This is a genomic window from Buttiauxella sp. BIGb0471, from assembly GCF_024807715.1.
Taxonomy (GTDB): domain Bacteria; phylum Pseudomonadota; class Gammaproteobacteria; order Enterobacterales; family Enterobacteriaceae; genus Buttiauxella; species Buttiauxella agrestis.
The window spans coordinates 583,810-603,982 of the sequence record NZ_JANUEU010000001.1 but is presented as its reverse complement, the minus strand read 5'-3'; the positions used below and the strand labels follow the sequence as shown (position 1 = coordinate 603,982).

Genomic DNA, 20,173 nt, shown 5'->3' with positions numbered 1-20,173 from the left:
TTGGTTAAAGTTGTGTAAATGTGAATTATTTGCACTTAGCGATTATTGTAAATGCTAGTAGTTATCATTTATCGTGCGCCTGCCCGTAAGAACTCTTCCTGACGGGACACCAACGACGTTCCAACCACTCTGGGATATAAAACGATGAATGCTCTGCCTCGCACCGGACTGCGCCGTATCACGCTTGCATCGGCTGTGGTTTTATCCGTCAGCCTGCCGGCTTTCGCACAAGATCCTCTGACTGTTTACACCACTCGTGAACCGGGCCTGATTCAGCCATTGCTGGACACCTGGACGCAAACCAGTGGTGTCAAAGTGAACACGGTTTACATCAAGGATGGCATGCTCGAGCGTGTAAAAGCGGAAGGAAAAAACTCCCCTGCCGACCTGCTGATGACCGTAGATGCAGGCAATCTTATCGATTTAGTTGAAGCGGGCGTTACACAACCCGTGCAGTCAGAAAGACTGACAAAAGCTATCCCGGCCAACCTGCGTGGCGAAGATAACCAGTGGTTTGCACTTTCTATGCGTGCCCGCGTGCTGTACGCCGAAAAATCGCTGCCGATTGATAACTGGCATTACGAACAACTTTCCAGCCCGGAATATAAAGGGAAAGTGTGTATCCGTTCCGGCCAGCATCCCTATAACACCGCGCTGATTGCCGCGATGATTGCGCACCACGGCGAAGCAAAAACCGAAGAATGGTTGCGTGGCGTCAAAGCCAACCTGGCACGTAAAGCCACCGGCGGCGACCGCGATGTTGCACGCGATATCCTCGGCGGCATTTGTGATATTGGCCTGGCGAATTCCTACTACATCGGCCATATGAAAAATGCCAAAGAAGGCACCGATGCGCGTAAATGGGGCGATGCCATTAAAGTCGTGAAGCCAACCTTCGAACAAGGCGGCACACACGTCAACATCAGCGGTGCCGCAGTGGCGAAGTTTGCCCCTAACAAAGCAGATGCCGTGAAGTTGATGGAATACCTGGTCTCCGAACCCGCTCAGCAACAATATGCCAAAGCGAACTATGAATATCCGGTTCTGAAAGGTGTGGCGCTTGACCCGGTCATCAGCAATGTCATTGGCGAAATCGACGTTGATAAAATTCCATTAACCGAGATTGTTAAACACCGTAAACAAGCGAGTCTGCTGGTAGATAAAGTTGGATTCGATCAATAAATCACTTCGTCTTCCGACGTTACGCGGCCTGTTTTCCGGGCCGCAGTCATTATTAACCCCACTGCATCTTGGTGCATTATGTGTTGCGCTTGGCGTACTCACACCTGTCGTGGCGCTTATCTGGCAAGCAACGCAGGCTGATTTCTCGCACTGGGACAATCTCATCACTTTTGTTCTGCCTTCGGTGCTGAAAAATACCGTGCTGTTGCTGGCAGGTGTCGCCGTCATCGTGGGAGTGATTGGTGTTGGCAGCGCGTGGGCCGTCACCGCGTGGGATTTCCCCGGACGCAAAATTCTCAGTTGGGCACTGCTGTTGCCGCTGGCGATGCCCACTTATATTGTGGCATTCGCGTGGCTCGATTTATTACACCCGATAGGCCCGCTGCAAACCTTCATTCGCTTTGTACTGGGGTTCGACAGCCCGCGCCAGTTCCGTCTTCCTGATTTACGCTCGCTGCCAGGCGCTATTATTTTGCTGGGGCTGGTGCTCTATCCTTACGTCTACCTCACGACCCGCGCCATGTTCATCAGCCAGCCTGCGCAATTGCTGGAAGCCGCACGAACGCTGGGTTGTAGCGCTGCGGGGACGTTCTTTCGCGTGGCACTTCCCATGGCCCGCCCGGCGCTGGCAGTGGGCATTAGCCTTGCGCTTCTGGAAACGCTTAACGATATTGGCGCATCTGAGTTTCTCGGCGTACAAACCCTCACAGTCACGGTCTATACCACCTGGATTTCGCGCTCAGACCTCGCTTCTGCCGCGCAAATTGCCTGCATGATGCTGATGTTCATCTTCTGCATCCTGACGCTGGAGTTTTATGGCCGCAAAAAACAGGGGTTCAGCAGCCGCAGCCTGCGTGAAATTCAGCCCACACGCGTACACGGCTGGCGTGGCTGGCTGCTTGGCGCCGTTATCGCGCTGCCGGTAATCCTCGGATTCTTAGCGCCAGTGGCCTTTCTGGCATGGGAAAGTGCAAAACGTTTGGGTGAAGAAAATGCGCTCTCACCTGCGTTGCTATCGGCCTTACAAAACACGTTATCGCTGGCTGCGGGAACCACGCTGGTGGTGGTTTGTGTGAGTTTGCTGGTGGCGTGGAGCGCGCGCCACAGTGCCGCCGACAACTCAATGTCCGGGTTTCGCCGCGGTGTGATGCGCCTTGCCTCTTTAGGCTACGCCGTGCCTGGCACCATCCTCGCGATTGGTTTTCTGACTCCCGCTATGGCTGTAGACAGATGGCTGGCCGATTTGCTGGAGATTCGCGGTCTGCCGTTGATGTCTGCCGGGATCTTGCTAGTTATCTGCTGCGCGATGCGGTTCCAGGCCATCGCCATCGGCGCACTGGATTCCGGCCTTAGCCGTATTCCCCCTTCCCTTGAGCAGGCTTCGCGTTTGTTGGGCGAAAATGGCACTGGCACTTTTGCCCGTATTCACCTGCCGTTATTGCGTCCGGCGCTGGTCAGCAGTGCGCTGTTAGTCTTTGCCGATGCGATGAAAGAGTTGCCAACAACCCTGCTTTTGCGCCCGGTAAACTTCGAAACACTGGCAACGCTGCTGTATGCCGAAGCCGCACGCGGTACCTACGAAGAAGGGGCCATCGCCGCCTTGATGATTGTTCTCGCGGGCACATTGCCGGTTATTTTACTGGTGCGCCACCAGATGACACGCCAGGATTAGAGGAGAGATTTATGTCAGAAATTGCCTTACGTCTGCAGGATGTTCACGTTGCTTACAGCAACAGCCAGCAATCCGTGTTGAAGGGCTTTTCGATGTCGGTGCGCAAGGGCGAACTCGCCTGCTTATTGGGCGCGTCAGGCTGCGGGAAAACCACGGTATTGCGCGCGGTTGCCGGTTTTGAACGGCTGCAAAGCGGTGAGATTTATGTGTCACAAAAACGAGTCGCCGGGCCGGAGGTTCATCTGCCCCCGGAAAAGCGTCACGTCGGCATGGTATTTCAGGAATATGCCTTATTCCCGCATCTGACTGCCCAGCAAAACGTGGCGTTTGGCCTGCGCCGTCTCCCGCGTGAACAGCAAAACGCGAGGGTGACGGAACTGCTGCGAATGGTGGAGTTACATAGCCATGCCAGCCGTTATCCCCATGAGCTTTCCGGCGGGCAACAGCAGCGTATCGCACTGGCGCGAGCACTGGCACCTCATCCCGAAATTCTGCTGCTGGATGAACCGTTTTCAAGCCTTGATAAGCAAACGCGTGAACGCCTCGGCGGTGAGGTGCGTGATATTCTGCGCGACGCGGGGCAAACCGCGCTGCTGGTCACGCACAGCGAACACGAAGCCCAGCTCATGGCCGACCATATCGGTTATGTGCAACAAGGTGAGTATTGCGCGAGTCAGCATTCTCGCGCGCAACAAACGGAAGGTTTAATTTAACGCTTAAACCGCGGCGGTTTCGTGCAGGCGTAACCAGAGCAGCTCAGAATCCATCTGACTGAATACGACAGTGGAATGGCGCAGCGTGTTTTCTTGTCCCGGTAAACTTTGCCACTCGCTATAGCTGACCACCGCACCGCCAGGCCACTCGGCAATCACCGTTATCTCATCCAGCGAAATTTTCAATCCAGGTTTTGCGGCTGGCTGGGCCTGAAAGAATGCACTCAGTGAGTCAAAATTCAGTGTTTTGCCGCCGGGCGTGACCATGGTAAACACCGGCGAAAAGCGAGCCAGCAGCGCCTGCACGTCCCCTTCTCCTTTGCCAAGCCAGTTTTCGATTGCGACGTGAGCCTCGATCACTTCCTGAATGTAGCGATTCATCTTCTCTCCTTTTGAGCCTTGAGTTGACGCAAGATAGCGCCGTTAGCGATGCGCAGACAAAGCAGCGCAGGAATTAATGTGCTGGCCGCCGCCAGATAAAAACACCATTGATAAGCCGTTGCGGGAGGAAGCGTTTCCAGCAAAGTATTAAGCAACAGACTCAATACCGATATGCCCATACAAAAGCTCAGTTGGCGGTTGATGTTCCAAAGGGCGCTGGCCTGGCCGAGTTGCTCATCTGCCACCTGTAAAAAGGCGCAACTTTGCGCGGTGCTGCTGCACAGGCTGCCACCAAACCCCATCAAGGCAAATGCCGCCAGCAAAAGGGGATATTGTTCCGCGCTGTGAACCTGGGTCAACGCCAGAATACCCAGCCCTTGCAGCAGACAACCCGTTATCAGCATCGGGCGTGGGCCAAAACGGTTGAACTGTTTTCCGGTGAACGTTATCGCCAGTAATGAAGCCATCGACCACGGCACCATCAGGCTGCCGACTCGTGTCGCGCTCAGGTTAAGCTGGGTTTGCAGCCAGAGCGTCGCTATCAGGCTAACGCCAATAAACATCCCCGGAATACACTGATAAATCATCATCGCGCTGCGTAATAACGGCTCCTTCACCAGACGCAGATTAATCAGCGGTTGCGGATGACGCAGGCTATGACGCACAAACCCCGCGAACAGCGCTATCGCGCATAGCAACAATATGATGCCCTTCAACATCTGGCCATTTTCAGCCAGCATCGTGAAGCCGAGTAAAGTACACATCAGCGCACCGCAGCCGCTAATCAGTCCGATAAAATCAAGCGCAGTGGACGGTGTAGCGCGGGGCTCTTTTTGTAGCCAGACTGCCGCCAGCAGCAGCGCGATGAAAGCAAGCGGCAGATTAGCGAAGAAAACCCAGCGCCAGCTGAGTGAATCGACAATCACACCACCCATCGCCGGCGACAGCGCCGGAGCTAACAGACCCACTAGCATGATCGCCGCCGATAATGCGGCGCGTTCATGGCTGCGATAAAGCTGGTAGGTTAACGTCTGCCCAACCGGGATCAGCAGCCCGCCGCCTAAGCCCTGTAATAGCCGCCAGCCAATCAGTTGCTCGATAGAGTGCGCCATCCCCGCGCCGAGTGTCGCCAGCAAGAATGAACTCAGCGAAAGCAGCAAAACGTTGCGCCCACCGAGGCGCTGCGCGAGCCAGGCACTCAGCGGAATAACCAGCGTCAGCCCTAAAATATAGGCGTTACTGACCCAGGAAAGCTCGCTAACTGTGGCCCCAAGCCCGCGCCCGATCGCCGGGTACGCGACGTTGGCGATAAACATGTTGATCAAATCAACGAAAAAGCCCAGCAGATAAACAATGGCAACTTTGGTGCGATAACGCATAAAACCTCCGATTAGAGGCGACGGAGTGTAGCGGGAGGGAAGATGGGGATAAATCGTCTGGCAGGCGTTACACTGTCAAAATATTTTTGACAGTGATGAGAATAATTGTGCTGAATCTGCAACGGTTAACCATATTTGTCGCCGTGGTGAAGGCCGGGAGTTTTACCGCAGCGGCTACCGCGCTGGGCCTGACCAAAGCGGTAGTGAGTTTTAACATCAAACAGCTTGAGGCCGAATCAGGCGTATCGCTGTTGGTGCGCAGTACCCGGCGGCTCTCGCTGACTGACGCGGGAGCGCGTTTTTATCCCCGTTGCCAGCATCTGCTTGAGGAAGCTCAAAACCTGCTGGACGATGTGCAGCGCGATCACCAGGGGTTGAGCGGCGTTTTGCGTATTACCAGCACACCGGAATATGGCTCACAGGTGGTGGTGCCTGCACTTGCGGCCTTTTCGCGTGAACATCCGCAACTGCGCATCCAACACGTTTCTTCTTCGTATCATGCGGATTTGATAGCGGAACGATTCGATGTGGCTATCCGCCTGGGTCAGCTTGCGGATTCAAATCATCGGGCCGCACCTGTCGATAGCTTCGCGATTTTACCCGTGGCCGCCCCGGCTTATCTGGCCGGACACCCCATAGAAAACCTGGCTCAGTTGGCGCAGGCCACATGGCTTGCACACAGCCGCCTGGCTTCGCCTCTTAGCTGGCAAGTCACAACCCCGCAGCGGCAGGCGATACTATTTGATGTGGAAAAACCGCCAACTATCGTCGCGGATAGCGCATCCGCGCTGCTGGCCTTTGCCCTTGCCGGTGCAGGTGTCGCCCTTTTACCCGAGTGGCTGGTGCGCCCGGCTGTCGCCTCGGGTCAGTTACAGGCGGTACTGAATCACCACCAGTTTCCTCGCCAGAGCATCTATGCGCTTTACCCCAATACCCGCCATGTCCCTGAGAAAGTCCGCGTGTTTATTGATTTCTTTCAGGCGTGGGTGGCTCGCACGAAAAACTAGAAAAAAGGCCGTCACAGATACTGTGGCGGCCTCGGTTTGGTAGCTCAATTTACAGAGAAAACAGTCAGGGCTTATGGCTCAACCGCAGTCAAACGAATGAGCTGTAAGGGTTCGGCCAGCAGGGAGTCCATCTGCTGCACAAACGCCTGAAAATGCGGTAATGCGATATGTTCATCCAGCGCTTCCTGCCCTTTCCAGGACTCGCGCATGTAAAACACATCCGGCGTTTCCTGTAACTGGAACAAAGCGTAATCCAGGCAACCTTCTTCCTGGCGCGTCGGCGCTATCAGCACCTGTAACGCGGATTTCAGATTGTCGCGTTGCCCTTCTTTGGCCTTCAGAACAGCGATGATCGACAGTGTGTTATCGGACATTTTTAGCACTCCGTTAAAATTTCGCTGAACTCAAGACGCGATTTTGGCAGTGCCGCGTTAAAGTCTTCCACGCTGCGATAGCCAATTGGCACGATAACCAGGCTGGTGAAGCCTTTTTCGCGCAGGCCAAATTCTTCGTCCAGAATACGCGCGTCGAAGCCTTCGATTGGTACGGCGTCAATATTCAGCGTGGAAACACCCAGCAAGAAGTTGCCAACGTTCAGATAAACCTGCTTTTCCATCCAGTGCTGCGCATCTTTATAATCAAAACGGTGCATATTCACAAAATAGGAACGGCCTTTGTGCTGCCCTTCCATCGCCTGCTGGCTGGCAAAACGGCCATCGGCATTTTCCTGGTCCAACAATTTAGACAGGTGCGTTTCATCAATAGCCGTTTTCGCGCAGAACACCACTACATGTGAAGCATCAAGCACTTTGCGCTCATTGAAAACATAAAAACCGGACGTCGCTTTGGCAATACGCGCTTTCGCTTCCGGCGTGCTTGCCAGAATAAAATGCCACGGCTGCGAGTTAGTGCTGGATGGGCTGAGACGCAGCAAATCTTTCACTTTCTCAATGTTTTCTTCGCTAATTTTTTTGTCGGCATCAAACGCTTTAGTCGAGTAACGGGATGCTGCTGCCTTAATAATATCCATGATTATTTCTCTATGATTTTTATGTAATTAGAAGCCTTCGAGGACGATTTTACCGACCGCACGATTGGTTTCAATTAATTCATGGGCGCGGCGCAAGTTGGCGGCATTAATCGTGCCGAAATGCTCGCCAAGCGTCGTCTGCAATACTTTCTGGTCAATCAGGTCAGCCACGCGGGTCAACAGACGGTGCTGCTCAATCATGTCGCTGGTTTCAAACATGGAGCGGGTGAACATAAATTCCCAGTGCAGTGAAATGCTTTTCACTTTTAACGGACGCGCATCCAGGGTTTCCGGGTCATCAATCAGCGCCAGTTTGCCTTGCGGAGCCAGGGCTTCTATCAGCTGCGCGTAATGTTTATCGGTCTGGTTCAGGCTGGCAACGTGAGTCACGTGCTTCACGCCAATCCGCGCCAGTTCTTCCGTCAGCGGTTTGCTATGGTCGATAACATGATGCGCCCCCAAATCGGACACCCATTTCTGGCTTTGCGGACGTGACGCGGTGCCGATAACCGTAATATTGGTGAGCTTGCGGGCCAGTTGCGTGAGAATAGAACCCACGCCACCCGCCGCGCCGACAATCAGCAACACGTCGTATTCGTTGCCCTGCTCTTTCACACCCAGGCGGTCAAACAGCATTTCCCAGGCGGTGATCGCCGTTAACGGCATTGCCGCTGCGGAAGCGTTATCAATGGATTTTGGTTTCAGCGCGGCGATGCGCTCATCCACCAACTGGAATTCGCTGTTGCTCCCAGGGCGAGTCAACGAACCTGCATACCAGATTTCATCGCCCGGCTTAAACAGCGAGACTTTTTCGCCGGTTGCCACCACCACGCCGACCGCATCCCAGCCTAAAATACGTGGCTGGTCAGCTTTAAAACCGGCGCGGACTTTGGTATCAACCGGGTTTACGGAAATTGCTTTCACTTCCACCAGCAAATCGTGGCCTGTGGCGACAGGTGTCGGTAAAGTGATCTCAGCCAGAAATTCCAGATTAGTGCCCGCCTGCGCGGCTTGAGTAATAGCAATAGCTTTCATGGTGTGCTCCAGAGAATTAAGAGTTCAGCGAGTGAATGAACTCATGGTACAAGGTGTGCCGCAGGTGAAAAATAGCCCTTTGAAAACAACACTTATACTCGGAGAGTTAAAATGCTCAGGTTGGAAGACCTCACTTTGTTTGTCAGGGCCGCCGCTTTAAACAGTTTTAGCGACACCGCGCGTGAGGCAGGATTGCAGCCTGCGCAGGTCAGCACGGCCATCAAGCGCCTCGAGCAAACACTGAATATCCGTTTATTTGCCCGTTCGACCCGCAGCCTGCGGCTCACTCCCGAAGGCGAAACCTGGTTGCCATATGCCATTAGCGCGCTGCAAACCCTGGAAAGTGGACTCGAGCAAATCCAGCCCGCAAGCGACGAAGTGCGTGGCGTGCTGCAAATTGCGGTGCCATCTGACCTCGGGCGCAATATGTTGCTGGGGATATTTCAGGCTTTTCGCCGCGAACACCCGGCACTGCATCTGAAAATTCTGTTCTCCGATCAAATCACCGATGTGTTTAAAGACCCGGTGGATGTCGCCTTCCGCTATGGCAACAACGATGACGCGTCGTACGTGTCACTCCCCCTGGCACCGCATAATCAGCGGGTTGTTGTCGCCTCACCGGCCTATATTGCCCGCTGTGGCGAACCCAAAACCATCAGCGAACTGTCCCATCACGATGCGCTAACCTACGCACTTCGCGGACGAGTTTATGACAAATGGACGTTAAGCCTGGATGGAGATACGCATCATGTAGCCGTGAAAAGCGCCATGATGAGCGACGATGCCGAAGTGATTCGCCGCCTGGCGGTCGCGGGCGAAGGGATTGCTTATAAATCCTGGCTGGATGTCAGTGAGGATGTCAGCGAAGGTCGCCTGAAGATTATTCTGCCGCAGTATCAGGGTGATAGCGTGCCGCTGAATATGATTTGCCCGCATCGCAAACAGCTTTCCACCACCGTGCGGTTGTTGCATCAGGCGGTTAAACAGCGGTGTGACATATTACAGAGTCTTAAAATTTAGCAAATTTGTCGGGGGACGCTGCGCTTGCCCGACCTACAAAACTTCAATTGTAGGGTGGATAAGCGCAGCGTCATCCACCGGTGCTACGAAATCGGGTAGGTATACGGCGCGTTCACACCCAGCGGCAGACCTACTGCCCACCACACCAGCAGGAAGATGCTCCAGCAGATAAAGAAGATGACCGAGTAAGGCATCATCATCGACACCAGCGTACCCACACCGGTTGATTTCACGTAGCGCTGGCAATACACCACCACCAGCGGGAAGAACACCATCAGCGGCGTAATAATGTTGGTGGTTGAGTCACCAATACGGAACGCAGCCTGCGTCAGTTCCGGGGAAATCCCTACAGCCATCAGCATTGGCACCATAATGGGCGATAACAGCGCCCATTTCGCCGAAGCCGAACCAATCAGGATGTTCACCACTGCGGTGAGCAGAATCATACCGATGATGGTGGCTTCGCCCGGCAGTGCCATGGTTTTCAGCACGTCCGCACCCGCCAGGGCAATCAGCGTCCCGATGTTGGAGTCACCAAATGCTTTGATAAACATCGCGCAGAAGAAGGCCATTACCATGTACGAACCCATTTTGCTCATGGATTGGTTCATCGCGTCGATGACATCTTTGCCGCGGCTAAAGGTGCCAGCTACAAAACCGTAGACAATACCTGGGATGATAAAGATCAGGAAAATCAATGGCACGATGGATTTCATGATTGGCGCGCCATAGCTGGTCAGCGAGCCATCCGTCGGGCTACGCAGCAGAGACGTTTCAGGCCATGCCAGCGCCGCAAGACCTGCCAGCCCCAGAAGCATCACCAGACCTGCCACTTTAAAACCACGGCTTTCCGCAGCGGTGTAGCTGCTCATATCTTCGTTATGTTGGTAATCGCCGTCGATCTCCAGTTTAGACACGCGTGGCTCAACAATACGTTCCGTCACCCACCAGCCAACCAGCGTAATCATCACTGTCGAACCGATACCGAAGAACAGGTTACACAATGTGTTGACGGTATAAGTTCCGTCCAACAACTGCGCGGCTGTTTGGGTAAAACCTTGCAGCAACGCATCGTTACCGGTTGGCACCATGTTGGCCGCAAAGCCCCCGGAAACCCCGGCAAATGCCGCCGCAATACCCGCTAACGGGTGGCGACCGGCAGACATAAATATAATCGCGCCCAATGGAATAACCAGCACATAGCCTGCATCTGCTGCAACGTGGCTGAACATCGCGACGAAGATAATCATTGGGGTTAACAGTTTCTTCGGCGTGACACGCAACATTTTTTTCAGGCCGGTATTAATAAAGCCTGAACTCTCTGCGACACCCACACCTAACATCGCCACCAGCACGATCCCCAGCGGAGCAAAGGTGGTAAACGTGGTCACCATTGAGGAAAGAGTGACGGTTAACGCCTGTGCCGAAAGCAGGTTATTAATTCTGACCGCTTCATTGGTCACAGGATTGACGACATCAAAATCAACGGTGGAAAGCACCGCCGACATCGCCATGACGACCAGTAAAAAATAGAAAAAGATTAATGCGGGTTCGGGTAATTTGTTCCCTGCTTTCTCAACAGCGTTGAGAAATCCTGTCATCAGACGACCTTCCGTGTTCCTTGTCGTTGTACTCATCACTACCTCGTCTTCCTGTTATATTCACCAAAGTGATTGCTTGCAGCAATTAATAACATTTTAGAATATTTCACTGCTAGTAACTTTACGTTACTAGTCAAAACGAGACATAGTAGAGTGATAGATATCATGCTTTTAAATGAAAATTGCCCTGTGAGTTTAATCAACACACAGGGCAATTAAGATATCGCTCAAAAGCGTCCAGTAAGAGCTTTATTCTGTTTGTGAAAGCGGTTCTTTTTTGAGACGCGGGTACTTTTTCAGCCAGCGGCCGCTGACCATTCGCCAGTAGAACAGCACGCCGCGCACGGTCCAGTCGAAGAACATCCCCATCCACACCCCGACCACGCCCATTCCCAGCACGATACCGAGCGTGTAGCCCGCCACCACGCGGCAACCCCACATGCTCGCCATTGAAACCCACATCGCAAAACGGGCATCGCGAGCGCCTTTCAGCCCGGCAGGTAAAACCCAGGACGCGGCCCAAATCGGCATAAAGGCGGCATTCAGCCAAATGAGGATTTTGACCACCTCTTTTACGTCATCTTCATGCGTGTAAAACGAGGCCATCAATCCGGCGAATGGTGCTGTTCCCCAGGCGATGATCGTCAGGCCCAGAGTGGATAGCCAGAACACATGGCGCAGTTGCCTTTCGGCCTGTCCAATTTGCCCTTTCCCCAGACGCTTGCCGACAATAATGGTCGATGCCGAACCCAGGGCGTTGCCGGGTAAGTTAATTAATGCCGCAATGGAGAACGCGATAAAGTTACCGGCAATCACATTGGTGCCCATACCGGCGACAAACATTTGCGTGAGTAATTTCCCGGCATTAAACAGCACCGACTCAATGCTCGCCGGAATACCAATCCCCAGCACTTCCCATAAAATGCCGACTTTGAGAGGCCGGAAATAACTTTTCAGCGAGATGCGCAGCGACGGCGCAAAACCCGCCACTAACACATAAACAAAAGCGAGCGCACCGATATAGCGCGAAATGGTTAAGCCCAGTCCTGCACCAAAAAATCCCAGCCCGTTCCAGCCCATCGCGCCGTAAATCAGGATGCTACTGATAATAATGTTGAGAATGTTCATCCCGCCGTTAATTAATAACGGGATTTTGGTATTCCCTGCCCCACGCAACGCGCCGCTGCTGATAAGCGCAATCGCCGCCGCCGGGTAACTCCACACCGTGGTTTGCAGGTAGGAAAGTGCCAGCGCCTTAACTTCTGGCGTTGCCGCTCCGGCGATAACGTTTACGACATGCTCACCCGCCAGGTGAATACCCGCTGCCAGACCGATGGCGATAATCGTCATTAATATCAGTGACTGACGTGCCGCATCACGCGCCCGTTTCGGGTCACGCTTGCCAAGACTGAAGGCAACCACCACCGTCGTGCCGAGATCGACTGCGGCGAAGAACGCCATGATCACCATGTTGAAGCTGTCGGCCAGCCCGACGCCTGCCATCGCCTCTTTTCCCAGCCAACTCACCAGGAAGGTGCTTAAAACCCCCATCAATAAAACGCAGGTGTTTTCCAGGAAGATAGGCACCGCAAGGGGTGTAATTTCGCGCCAGAACAGGACTCGATAGCTTTTTCGTTTGGCGTACCAGCGTGTTTTAGCCACGCGCTGGCGAAGTGCTGCTTGTAAGTTCAAGATTGACCTTGGGGGGAGAAGTGAAACCACATTTCAAATAATGATTTACAAATCGTTATCCTGCAAAGAGTTTTTTGTATATTCGTTGAAATCACGGTGGATGACGCTACGCTTATCCACCCTACAAAACCAAACCGCAGGTCGGATAAGCGCAGCGTCATCCGGCAAAATCTCAACCGTGACCACCCAAATACGCCTTGCGCACTTCCTCATTCCCCAACAACTCCTCGCCGCTGCCGCTCAACCTGATTTGCCCGTTTGCCATCACATATCCGCGGTCAGAAAGTTTCAGCGCGTGGTGCGCGTTTTGCTCCACCAGAAAAATCGTCATGCCGTTACGCGCTAATTCACGCAGCGTCTGGAAGATTTGTTTCACCACAATCGGTGCCAGGCCCAGGCTCGGTTCGTCTAAAAGTAATAATTTAGGGCGGCTCATCAGTGCGCGGGCAATCGCCAACATTTGCTGCTCGCCACCGGACATGGTCATCGCCCGCTGTTTGCGGCGCTCTTTCAAACGTGGGAACAGATCAAACATGGTTTGCAGATCCTGCGCGGCGTATCGATCCCCGATGGGAATCGTGCCCATCAGCAAGTTTTCTTCGACCGTCATATCCGGGAAAATGCGTCGCCCTTCCGGTGCTTGCGCAATGCCGCCGGACGCCACGAAGTGCGTCGATTTATGGCTGATGTCGTCGCCGCGAAACAGGATTTGCCCGCCACGTATGCGCGGCTGGCCAAAGATCGACATCAATAACGTCGATTTCCCGGCCCCGTTTGCGCCAATCAGCGCCACGGTTTCCCCTTCGTTAACCTGCAACGAAACCTGTTTTAACGCCTGAATCGCACCGTAATACACGTCCACATTGCGAAACTCCAGCATCGCCTCACTCATACACTGACCTCGTCTTCGTCGGTGCCCAGATAGGCGGCAATCACTTTCTCATCGTGTTGGATTTGCTCAGGTTTGCCCTCGGCAATCACATCCCCGTGGTCGAGCACGATAATGTGGTCGGAAATTTCCATCACCATGCCCATATCGTGTTCAATCAGTAAAACGGTGATGTCGTGATGGTCACGCAGGAAGCGGATAATTTTACTCAGCGTGCGCGTTTCCACCGGGTTCAGACCCGCCGCCGGTTCATCCAGGCAGATCATCTCCGGCGCGGTGCACATCGCCCTGGCAATTTCGAGCCGTCGCTGTTGCCCGTATGACATCTCACCCGCCAGGCGATTGGCGCAATCCACCAGCTCAACCACTTCAAGCCAGTAAAACGCGCGATCCAGCGCGCGGCTTTCGGCGCGGCGATAGGCGGGCGTGTTCAGCACCCCGGCGAGTAAATTGCGGTTCACCTGCATGTGCTGCGCCACCAATAGGTTTTCCACTACCGACATTTCGCGGAACAAACGGATATTCTGAAAGGTTCGCGCAAGCCCGGCGCGGTTCACCAGATGCGTGCCGCCGAACATTTTGTAGAACAGACGCGAGCCTAATTGCGCCGGGTTTATCCAGTCACCGGGCTGGAATTTCTGCCCGAGTATCTGAATCACATTGGTGGTTTTGTCGCGCGTATTGAATAAAATATTGCCGCCGGAGGCCTTGTAAAACCCCGTCAGACAGTTAAAAACCGTGGTTTTGCCCGCGCCGTTAGGGCCGATTAGCGCGGTAATCGAGCCACGTCGCACTTCAAGATTCACATCGTTTAGCGCCTTTATTCCGCCAAAATGCATCATTAAATGCTCGACGCTTAAAATCATTTCGCTCATGGCGCTACTCCCTTTCGCACCACATAGCCGCTGCGGTTGATACGAATCAGGCCGCGTGGCCGCCAGATCATCATCACCACCATTAACATGCCAAACAGCAGCACGCGATACTCTGCAAAACTGCGCAGCAATTCTGGCGTCACCGTCAGCACAAACGCCGCCAGCACCACGCCAATCGTCGAGCCCATTCCGCCGAGGACGACAATGGCGAGAATCAATGCCGATTCAAAGAAAGTAAACGATGTCGGGTTAACAAAGCCCTGATAAGTGGCGAAGAAAACGCCGGCAATCCCTGCGGTGGAAGCGCCGAGGGTGAAAGCAGAGAGCTTCACCAGCACGTGGTTCAGCCCCATAGATCGACAGGCAATTTCATCTTCACGCAGCGCTTCCCAGGCACGACCAATCGGCATGCGCGTCAGGCGGTGTTTGATGTACAGCACCAGCAACACCACCAGCACCAGAATGGCGTAGATAAAGATAAACTTCAGATTGGGGTTATAGGTGAGATGGAAGAATTCGTGGAACGGCACGCCACCTTCTTCTTTTGCGCGCCGCCCAAATTCCAGGCCAAATAGCGTGGGAGGCGGTGCGGAAATCCCGTTCGGGCCACCGGTAAACGTCAGCCAGTTATTGAGCACCAGGCGGATAATTTCCCCGAAGCCCAGGGTCACAATCGCCAGGTAATCGCCATGCATACGCAACACCGGGAAACCGAGCAGCGCGCCCGCCGCCGCCGCCATCAGTGCCGAAAGCGGCAGCATCGACCAGAAACCCAAACCGAGGTACTGGTAGCCGAGCGCCAGGCCATACGCGCCTATGGCATAAAATGCGACGTACCCTAAATCCAGCAATCCGGCGAGGCCAACGACGATATTTAGACCTAAACCGAGCAGAACATAGATCAGCCCGAGAATCGCCACTGTCAGCACATATTTGGTGGCGACAAACGGGAAGCAAACCGCCAGCACCAACACCAGCGGGATTATCCAGCGCAGACGACTTTTATAGTCCGGCGGGCGCACATACACACCTGAGTTATCAGTTTCAAAGCGGCTGAGAAAGCGGGTTCCCACTCCGGTTGTCAAGAAAGCGCTCAACAGAAAACGCCCGGCCATTACCGCCGCGACAATCATTACCAGGCGCTGGCCGTCGAAGTTAAAACTGTAACCATCCAGCACCACACCGACAATCGGGCCAAAAATGATTAACGCCACCAGGCCTGCGAAAACCGCGTCCAGCAAGCAACGCTTGAGGGAAAAACCTTCATGCAATACCGTTTCTGCTGTCATTTTTGCTCCCTCACACTTTGGCAACGATCGGGCGACCAAGCAGCCCTTGTGGCCGGAAAATGAGGATCACCACCAGCAACCCAAACGAGAAGACATCTTTATAATCAGAATTCACCATGCCGGAGAATTGCGCCTCGGCAATCCCCAGAATCAGGCCGCCTAACATCGCGCCGGGTAATGAGCCAATCCCCCCGAGCACCGCCGCAGTGAACGCTTTTATGCCGATGATAAACCCGGCGTAGAAATCGAAAGTGCCGTAGTTCATGGTGATTAACACGCCCGCCAGCCCAGCCATCGACGCGCCAATCACAAATACAATCGAGATAATTCGGTCGGTGTTAATCCCCAGAATCGAGGCCATTTTGCGGTCCTGTTGCACCGCGCGGCACATGCGCCCCAGACGTGTGTTGCCGATGATCCAGGTGAGCAACAGCATGCCGGCAAACGAGGCAATCAAAATAAACACTTTGGTGTAGGTGATTTGCACAAAACCTTCACCAATATGGAAGCGGAACACGCCATCAAGCATGGTAGGAATGCCCTGCTGACGCGGCCCCTGGCTGATTTGCGCGTAGTTTTGCAGGATGAGCGACATGCCGATTGCGGAAATCAGCGGCGCTAAACGTGTGGAGTTGCGCAGCGGTTTGTAGGCGATACGCTCAATCGTCCAGCCATATACGCCCGTCACCACAATGGTGAATACCAGCGTGCCGAGGATTAATAACGGGAACGAGTGAATGCCGAAGAACGACAGCAGCGCCAGGCCGATGGCGCACAGATATGCGGAGATCATATACACTTCGCCGTGCGCGAAGTTGATCATGCCAATAATGCCGTAAACCATGGTGTAGCCGATGGCTATCAACCCGTAAACGGACCCTAGCGTTAAGCCATTTATCAATTGTTGCAGGAAGAAGGCATCCATAGTTTGGCAGTCTCTTTTGGTGGCGGACAAACTTCTTTTGTAGGTCGGGTAAGCGCCGCGTCACCCGACACTTTCTCCTGCAATGACAGGCGTAAATGGTGGATGACGCTAACGCTTATCCCCCCTACAAATCCCGATATTATTGAACTTCTTTGTATTTACCCTGCGCATCCCACTGATAAACCACATAATCCGAGACTTTTAAGTCGCCCTTCTCATCCCAGGCTTTTTTACCCATCACGGTATCCACCGGATTGGCTTTTAACCAGGCGCTGGCTTTGGCGGAATCGGTGCCGCCTGTGGCTTTGAAGGCCGCAGCAATTGCCTGAACGGATGCGTAGGAATAGAGGGTGTAGCCTTCTGGCTCGAATTTGCTGGAGCGGAATTTATCGATAACGGCTTTGCCGTCCGGGATCAAACGCGGATCTTTCCCGAAGGTCATGTAGATACCGTTGGTATATTGTGGGCCGCCTGCGGCGGTGACCATCTCTTCGTTTACGATACAGTCACCGGAGAAGAATTTGGCCTGCACACCCTGCTCACGCATCTGGCGCACCAGCGGTCCGGCTTCCGGATGGCAACCCCCGAAGAACACCACGTCGGGTTTTTGCGCACTGATTTTAGTCACCAGCGCGTTAAAGTCTTTTTCGCCGCGCGACAAACCTTCATACATCACATCGTTGACGCCACGTTTGGCGAGCGCGGCTTTGGTCGCATCGGCCAGCCCCTGCCCGTAAGTGTCTTTATCGTGGATGATCACCACGCGTTTGGCTTTGAGCTTATCAATAATGAAATCGCTGGCGACCTTCCCTTGCTGGTCATCACGCCCGCACATGCGGAACATATCGTTCATCTTGCGCTCGGTGATAAGCGGGTTCGTTGACCCCGGGGTGATAGCGAGGATCCCGGCGTCGTTATACACCTCGGACGCAGGCATTGTAGAAGATGAACAGAAATGGCCGACCACGGCTTTCACTTTATCCTGATCCACTAATCGGTTAGCGACGGACACCGCCTGTTTCGGCTCACAAGCATCATCGCCCTGAACCAGTTTGATTTTTTCGCCGTTAATCCCGCCTGCGGCGTTGATATCTTCAGCGGCCTGCGTCGCGCCATGCCAGTATTGATCGCCATAAGTGGCATTCGGCCCGGTGAATGGCCCGGCAACACCAATCACAATATCGGCCTGGGCGGAGAATGCCGTCACCAGACAACCTGCCAACACAAGAGAAAGAGGACTTCTGATTAATTTCAGCGACATTTGTATGTTCCTTAGCAAAGAAGCAAAGAGGTTTATGCACAACGGTTTAAGACCATTCACAAGCAAAAACACGAACGAGTACAAATTGGACTATCCAGACAAAATCCTGTGATTTACGGCGGGGTTTCCTTACGGGGTATCCTTACGATTTTCACGGCCCTGAACATTAAGCAAAATGGTTGCCAACGTTGTTAACCGAATGTCATTGTTTCGACATATGTCAGTATAGAGTGCGGTTGAAAGCGGCCCGGTATGACAGATTGAAATTACAGCGGGGATCACATCTGCTTAACAATAAAGCAGAAAAGTTGAGAATTACGCCGCTTTGCACCAATAAAGAGCTTACTGATAATGTGGTTAGTCATGCTTAAGGAGGTGAGTTTGCGTGAAATGAGCAATGGATGATTAAGACCAAGACAATTCACCTTAATACTCAACAAGTTGACTATAAAAAGAGCAAACAAAATTCTTTTTCGCGAACCCTTTGACATGCCCCCTGCTTCTCGTTAATATGCGCCCCGTTACACAATTCCTCTGTAGTTCAGTCGGTAGAACGGCGGACTGTTAATCCGTATGTCACTGGTTCGAGTCCAGTCAGAGGAGCCAAATTCGAAAAGCCTGCTTAGGAAACTAAGCAGGCTTTTTTTGTGACTGATGATTGGGGCTAAAAGCCGAATAACCCAATTCGCCTGTCGGTTTAAAGTTCGCTATCATCCGCTTCCACTCTCCGTCCAGGCAGTCTGATGTCTACCATTATCGATAATTTTATTGCCCCGCCGTGCCATGAGCAGATTGAGACGCTCTATCAGGACGAACACCTGGTATTGATCAATAAACCTACCGGGTTACTCAGCCTCTCGGGGAAAAACCCGCAAAATCTCGATTCAGTGCATCATCGTCTGGTACAAGAATTCCCCGGCTGCACCCTGGTACATCGCCTGGATTTCGGGACTTCCGGGCTGATGGTGATTGCGCGCAATAAAGCTATCAACGCCGCTCTATGCCAACAATTCAGCCAGCGCGCAGTCACCAAAGTCTACAGCGCACTGCTCTGTGGGCATGTGAGCGACAACGACGGGGTGATAGACGCAGCAATTGCCAAAGATCCAGCGCTGTTCCCGCTCATGTCGATTTGCGCCATCAACGGCAAGCCTGCACGTTCTGGCTATCGGGTCGTTGAACGCTTTTACCATGAGCGGGAAGACGGGGCGTTACTGCCATTGACGCGGGTAGAACTTACCCCGGAAACCGGGCGTACTCATCAACTTCGCATTCACTGCCAGCAATTGGGCCACCCTATTTTGGGCTGCGACTTGTACGGCGGCCTTCTGTTGCCAGGAACTGAACACACCCCGCGGCTGATGCTGCACGCCAGTGAGCTGGATTTTGTTCACCCGGTTAGTGGTGAGTTGATTAAAGCGCGCCATGCGAGTCCGTTTTGAGTAAGGACTCTGTGTTTTAAGCAAGGTCTCCTTTTTGTGTTGGCTTTGTTTACGCTAAATGACCGAAACACTTAGATTTCCAGTGCTGCAAGGATTGCGGCTTCCATTTTCTCCGGGGTGGTGAACGGTGCGAAACGTTTGAGCGGTTTACCATCGCGTCCGACCAGGAACTTAGTGAAGTTCCACTTGATCCGTCTCCCCAGCACGCCGGGCAATTCGTTTTTCAGATAACGGAACACCGGGTGCGCAGCGGTTCCGTTGACCTCTACTTTCTCGAACATCGGGAAACTCACACCGTAGTTAATGTGACAGGTCTGCGCGATTTCGGCGCCGCCGCCGGGTTCCTGTTTACCGAACTGGTTGCAGGGAAAACCAAGCACCACCAAGCCATGGGTGGCGTACTTTTTGTAGAGTGCTTCAAGGCCAGCGTATTGTTTAGTGAAGCCGCAATGGCTGGCGGTATTCACGACCAGAACCACCTTACCTGCGTAGTCGTCAAAAGAGATAAGCTGGCCGCCCAGACTGGTGGCTGTAAGTTGATGAAAGGGGGTCATATCGGAATCCTCAAAGCAGAACCTGTTGCTGATTACGCGGCAGGTCTGGAATCGTAAGCAATACATCTTTGCAAAGTCGAACGAAAAGAACAACAAACAGGCGACCTTTGATGTGCTCCCCGCTGATCAATACACCATGATGTTAGTGGTGCGCGTTTTGGCACGAAACCAAACATCGTGTCATCATCTGACTGCGATGTGGGTGAAGCTGAAGTGGAATACTAAA

General features: G+C 53.4%; 19 protein-coding genes and 1 tRNA gene. 7 read left to right on the top strand and 13 right to left on the bottom strand.

The genetic code is table 11. From position 1 onward, the window contains the following. Positions 1–144 precede the first annotated feature (144 nt). The 3 genes from M2371_RS02765 to M2371_RS02755 are packed head-to-tail and all read left to right on the top strand — an operon-like array spanning position 145 to position 3,567. Positions 145–1,182, top strand: coding sequence for an extracellular solute-binding protein (locus M2371_RS02765; RefSeq protein WP_259266835.1), 1,038 nt, complete (start codon positions 145–147; stop codon positions 1,180–1,182). Further along, positions 1,166–2,854 (top strand): iron ABC transporter permease, encoded by a 1,689-nt coding sequence (locus tag M2371_RS02760; protein ID WP_259266834.1) that lies wholly within the window; start codon positions 1,166–1,168, stop codon positions 2,852–2,854. The genes M2371_RS02765 and M2371_RS02760 overlap by 17 nt, the downstream gene beginning before the upstream one ends. 11 nt (positions 2,855–2,865) lie before the next feature. Next, positions 2,866–3,567, top strand: a complete 702-nt coding sequence (locus M2371_RS02755) for an ABC transporter ATP-binding protein (RefSeq protein WP_172893780.1) — start codon at positions 2,866–2,868, stop codon at positions 3,565–3,567. 3 nt (positions 3,568–3,570) lie between these two features. On the opposite strand, the gene M2371_RS02750 is transcribed toward M2371_RS02755, so the two are convergent. Both M2371_RS02750 and M2371_RS02745 read right to left on the bottom strand, forming a co-directional pair. Further along, positions 3,571–3,948, bottom strand: a complete 378-nt coding sequence (locus M2371_RS02750) for a DUF4440 domain-containing protein (protein ID WP_259266833.1) — start codon at positions 3,946–3,948, stop codon at positions 3,571–3,573. Continuing rightward, positions 3,945–5,327 carry an MFS transporter gene (locus M2371_RS02745; protein ID WP_259266832.1) on the bottom strand — a complete coding sequence of 461 codons (1,383 nt, stop codon included), beginning with the start codon at positions 5,325–5,327 and terminating at the stop codon, positions 3,945–3,947. Before M2371_RS02745 ends, M2371_RS02750 begins: the two co-directional genes overlap by 4 nt. 107 nt (positions 5,328–5,434) lie before the next feature. Between M2371_RS02745 and M2371_RS02740 the strand changes: the two genes are divergently transcribed. Further along, on the top strand, positions 5,435–6,334 hold the full coding sequence (locus tag M2371_RS02740) for a LysR family transcriptional regulator (protein ID WP_259266831.1): 900 nt from the start codon (positions 5,435–5,437) through the stop codon (positions 6,332–6,334). 71 nt (positions 6,335–6,405) lie between these two features. Here the strand turns inward: M2371_RS02740 and M2371_RS02735 are convergent, their stop codons facing one another. From M2371_RS02735 to M2371_RS02725, 3 genes are read right to left on the bottom strand one after another with little or no spacing between them, the layout of a single operon-like run. Beyond that, the gene (locus tag M2371_RS02735; RefSeq protein WP_259266830.1) at positions 6,406–6,708 is read right to left on the bottom strand and encodes a putative quinol monooxygenase; all 303 of its coding nucleotides are present in this window, start codon (positions 6,706–6,708) and stop codon (positions 6,406–6,408) included. Between the two features lie 2 nt (positions 6,709–6,710). Next, positions 6,711–7,364, bottom strand: a complete 654-nt coding sequence (gene nfsB / locus M2371_RS02730) for an oxygen-insensitive NAD(P)H nitroreductase (RefSeq protein ID WP_259266829.1) — start codon at positions 7,362–7,364, stop codon at positions 6,711–6,713. A 27-nt stretch (positions 7,365–7,391) separates the two neighbouring features. After that, complete coding sequence (locus M2371_RS02725; protein WP_259266828.1) at positions 7,392–8,399, bottom strand: zinc-binding alcohol dehydrogenase family protein; 1,008 nt, start codon at positions 8,397–8,399, stop codon at positions 7,392–7,394. Between the two features lie 111 nt (positions 8,400–8,510). On the opposite strand from M2371_RS02725, the gene M2371_RS02720 reads away from it, so the two are divergent. Next, a complete protein-coding gene (locus M2371_RS02720; RefSeq protein WP_172893774.1) occupies positions 8,511–9,419 on the top strand; it encodes a LysR family transcriptional regulator in 909 nt (302 codons plus the stop codon). An 83-nt stretch (positions 9,420–9,502) separates the two neighbouring features. On the opposite strand, the gene M2371_RS02715 is transcribed toward M2371_RS02720, so the two are convergent. From M2371_RS02715 to M2371_RS02685, 7 genes are all read right to left on the bottom strand, one after another. After that, on the bottom strand, positions 9,503–11,020 hold the full coding sequence (locus M2371_RS02715; RefSeq protein WP_034496429.1) for an AbgT family transporter: 1,518 nt from the start codon (positions 11,018–11,020) through the stop codon (positions 9,503–9,505). Between the two features lie 249 nt (positions 11,021–11,269). Beyond that, positions 11,270–12,712, bottom strand: a complete 1,443-nt coding sequence (locus tag M2371_RS02710) for an EmmdR/YeeO family multidrug/toxin efflux MATE transporter (protein ID WP_172893773.1) — start codon at positions 12,710–12,712, stop codon at positions 11,270–11,272. Positions 12,713–12,884: 172 nt separating this feature from the next. Further along, positions 12,885–13,604 carry an ABC transporter ATP-binding protein gene (locus M2371_RS02705; RefSeq protein WP_259266827.1) on the bottom strand — a complete coding sequence of 240 codons (720 nt, stop codon included), beginning with the start codon at positions 13,602–13,604 and terminating at the stop codon, positions 12,885–12,887. Next, positions 13,601–14,476, bottom strand: coding sequence for an ABC transporter ATP-binding protein (locus M2371_RS02700; RefSeq protein ID WP_034496433.1), 876 nt, complete (start codon positions 14,474–14,476; stop codon positions 13,601–13,603). Before M2371_RS02700 ends, M2371_RS02705 begins: the two co-directional genes overlap by 4 nt. Next, positions 14,473–15,765 carry a high-affinity branched-chain amino acid ABC transporter permease LivM gene (gene livM, locus M2371_RS02695; protein ID WP_259266826.1) on the bottom strand — a complete coding sequence of 431 codons (1,293 nt, stop codon included), beginning with the start codon at positions 15,763–15,765 and terminating at the stop codon, positions 14,473–14,475. The genes M2371_RS02700 and livM overlap by 4 nt, the downstream gene beginning before the upstream one ends. Positions 15,766–15,775: 10 nt before the next feature. Continuing rightward, positions 15,776–16,690, bottom strand: a complete 915-nt coding sequence (locus tag M2371_RS02690) for an ABC transporter permease subunit (RefSeq protein ID WP_034496437.1) — start codon at positions 16,688–16,690, stop codon at positions 15,776–15,778. Positions 16,691–16,829: 139 nt separating this feature from the next. Then, positions 16,830–17,951 (bottom strand): branched-chain amino acid ABC transporter substrate-binding protein, encoded by a 1,122-nt coding sequence (locus M2371_RS02685; protein WP_034496440.1) that lies wholly within the window; start codon positions 17,949–17,951, stop codon positions 16,830–16,832. A gap of 530 nt (positions 17,952–18,481) precedes the next feature. On the opposite strand from M2371_RS02685, the gene M2371_RS02680 reads away from it, so the two are divergent. Together M2371_RS02680 and M2371_RS02675 are read left to right on the top strand one after the other, a co-directional pair. Continuing rightward, positions 18,482–18,557, top strand: a tRNA-Asn gene (locus M2371_RS02680). A gap of 137 nt (positions 18,558–18,694) precedes the next feature. Continuing rightward, a complete protein-coding gene (locus tag M2371_RS02675; RefSeq protein WP_259266825.1) occupies positions 18,695–19,393 on the top strand; it encodes an RluA family pseudouridine synthase in 699 nt (232 codons plus the stop codon). Positions 19,394–19,464: 71 nt separating this feature from the next. Here the strand turns inward: M2371_RS02675 and M2371_RS02670 are convergent, their stop codons facing one another. Then, the gene (locus M2371_RS02670; protein WP_259266824.1) at positions 19,465–19,947 is read right to left on the bottom strand and encodes a glutathione peroxidase; all 483 of its coding nucleotides are present in this window, start codon (positions 19,945–19,947) and stop codon (positions 19,465–19,467) included. Between the last annotated feature and the right edge of the window lie 226 nt (positions 19,948–20,173).

Coding starts and splice junctions, on each gene's coding strand:
- M2371_RS02765 (WP_259266835.1), top strand. CDS start 145: ATGAATGCTCTGCCTCGCACCGGACTGCGCCGTATCACGCTTGCATCG.
- M2371_RS02755 (WP_172893780.1), top strand. CDS start 2,866: ATGTCAGAAATTGCCTTACGTCTGCAGGATGTTCACGTTGCTTACAGC.
- M2371_RS02750 (WP_259266833.1), bottom strand. CDS start 3,948: ATGAATCGCTACATTCAGGAAGTGATCGAGGCTCACGTCGCAATCGAA.
- M2371_RS02745 (WP_259266832.1), bottom strand. CDS start 5,327: ATGCGTTATCGCACCAAAGTTGCCATTGTTTATCTGCTGGGCTTTTTC.
- M2371_RS02735 (WP_259266830.1), bottom strand. CDS start 6,708: ATGTCCGATAACACACTGTCGATCATCGCTGTTCTGAAGGCCAAAGAA.
- nfsB (WP_259266829.1), bottom strand. CDS start 7,364: ATGGATATTATTAAGGCAGCAGCATCCCGTTACTCGACTAAAGCGTTT.
- M2371_RS02725 (WP_259266828.1), bottom strand. CDS start 8,399: ATGAAAGCTATTGCTATTACTCAAGCCGCGCAGGCGGGCACTAATCTG.
- M2371_RS02720 (WP_172893774.1), top strand. CDS start 8,511: ATGCTCAGGTTGGAAGACCTCACTTTGTTTGTCAGGGCCGCCGCTTTA.
- M2371_RS02715 (WP_034496429.1), bottom strand. CDS start 11,020: ATGACAGGATTTCTCAACGCTGTTGAGAAAGCAGGGAACAAATTACCC.
- M2371_RS02705 (WP_259266827.1), bottom strand. CDS start 13,604: ATGAGTGAGGCGATGCTGGAGTTTCGCAATGTGGACGTGTATTACGGT.
- M2371_RS02700 (WP_034496433.1), bottom strand. CDS start 14,476: ATGAGCGAAATGATTTTAAGCGTCGAGCATTTAATGATGCATTTTGGC.
- livM (WP_259266826.1), bottom strand. CDS start 15,765: ATGACAGCAGAAACGGTATTGCATGAAGGTTTTTCCCTCAAGCGTTGC.
- M2371_RS02690 (WP_034496437.1), bottom strand. CDS start 16,690: ATGGATGCCTTCTTCCTGCAACAATTGATAAATGGCTTAACGCTAGGG.
- M2371_RS02685 (WP_034496440.1), bottom strand. CDS start 17,951: ATGTCGCTGAAATTAATCAGAAGTCCTCTTTCTCTTGTGTTGGCAGGT.
- M2371_RS02675 (WP_259266825.1), top strand. CDS start 18,695: ATGTCTACCATTATCGATAATTTTATTGCCCCGCCGTGCCATGAGCAG.
- M2371_RS02670 (WP_259266824.1), bottom strand. CDS start 19,947: ATGACCCCCTTTCATCAACTTACAGCCACCAGTCTGGGCGGCCAGCTT.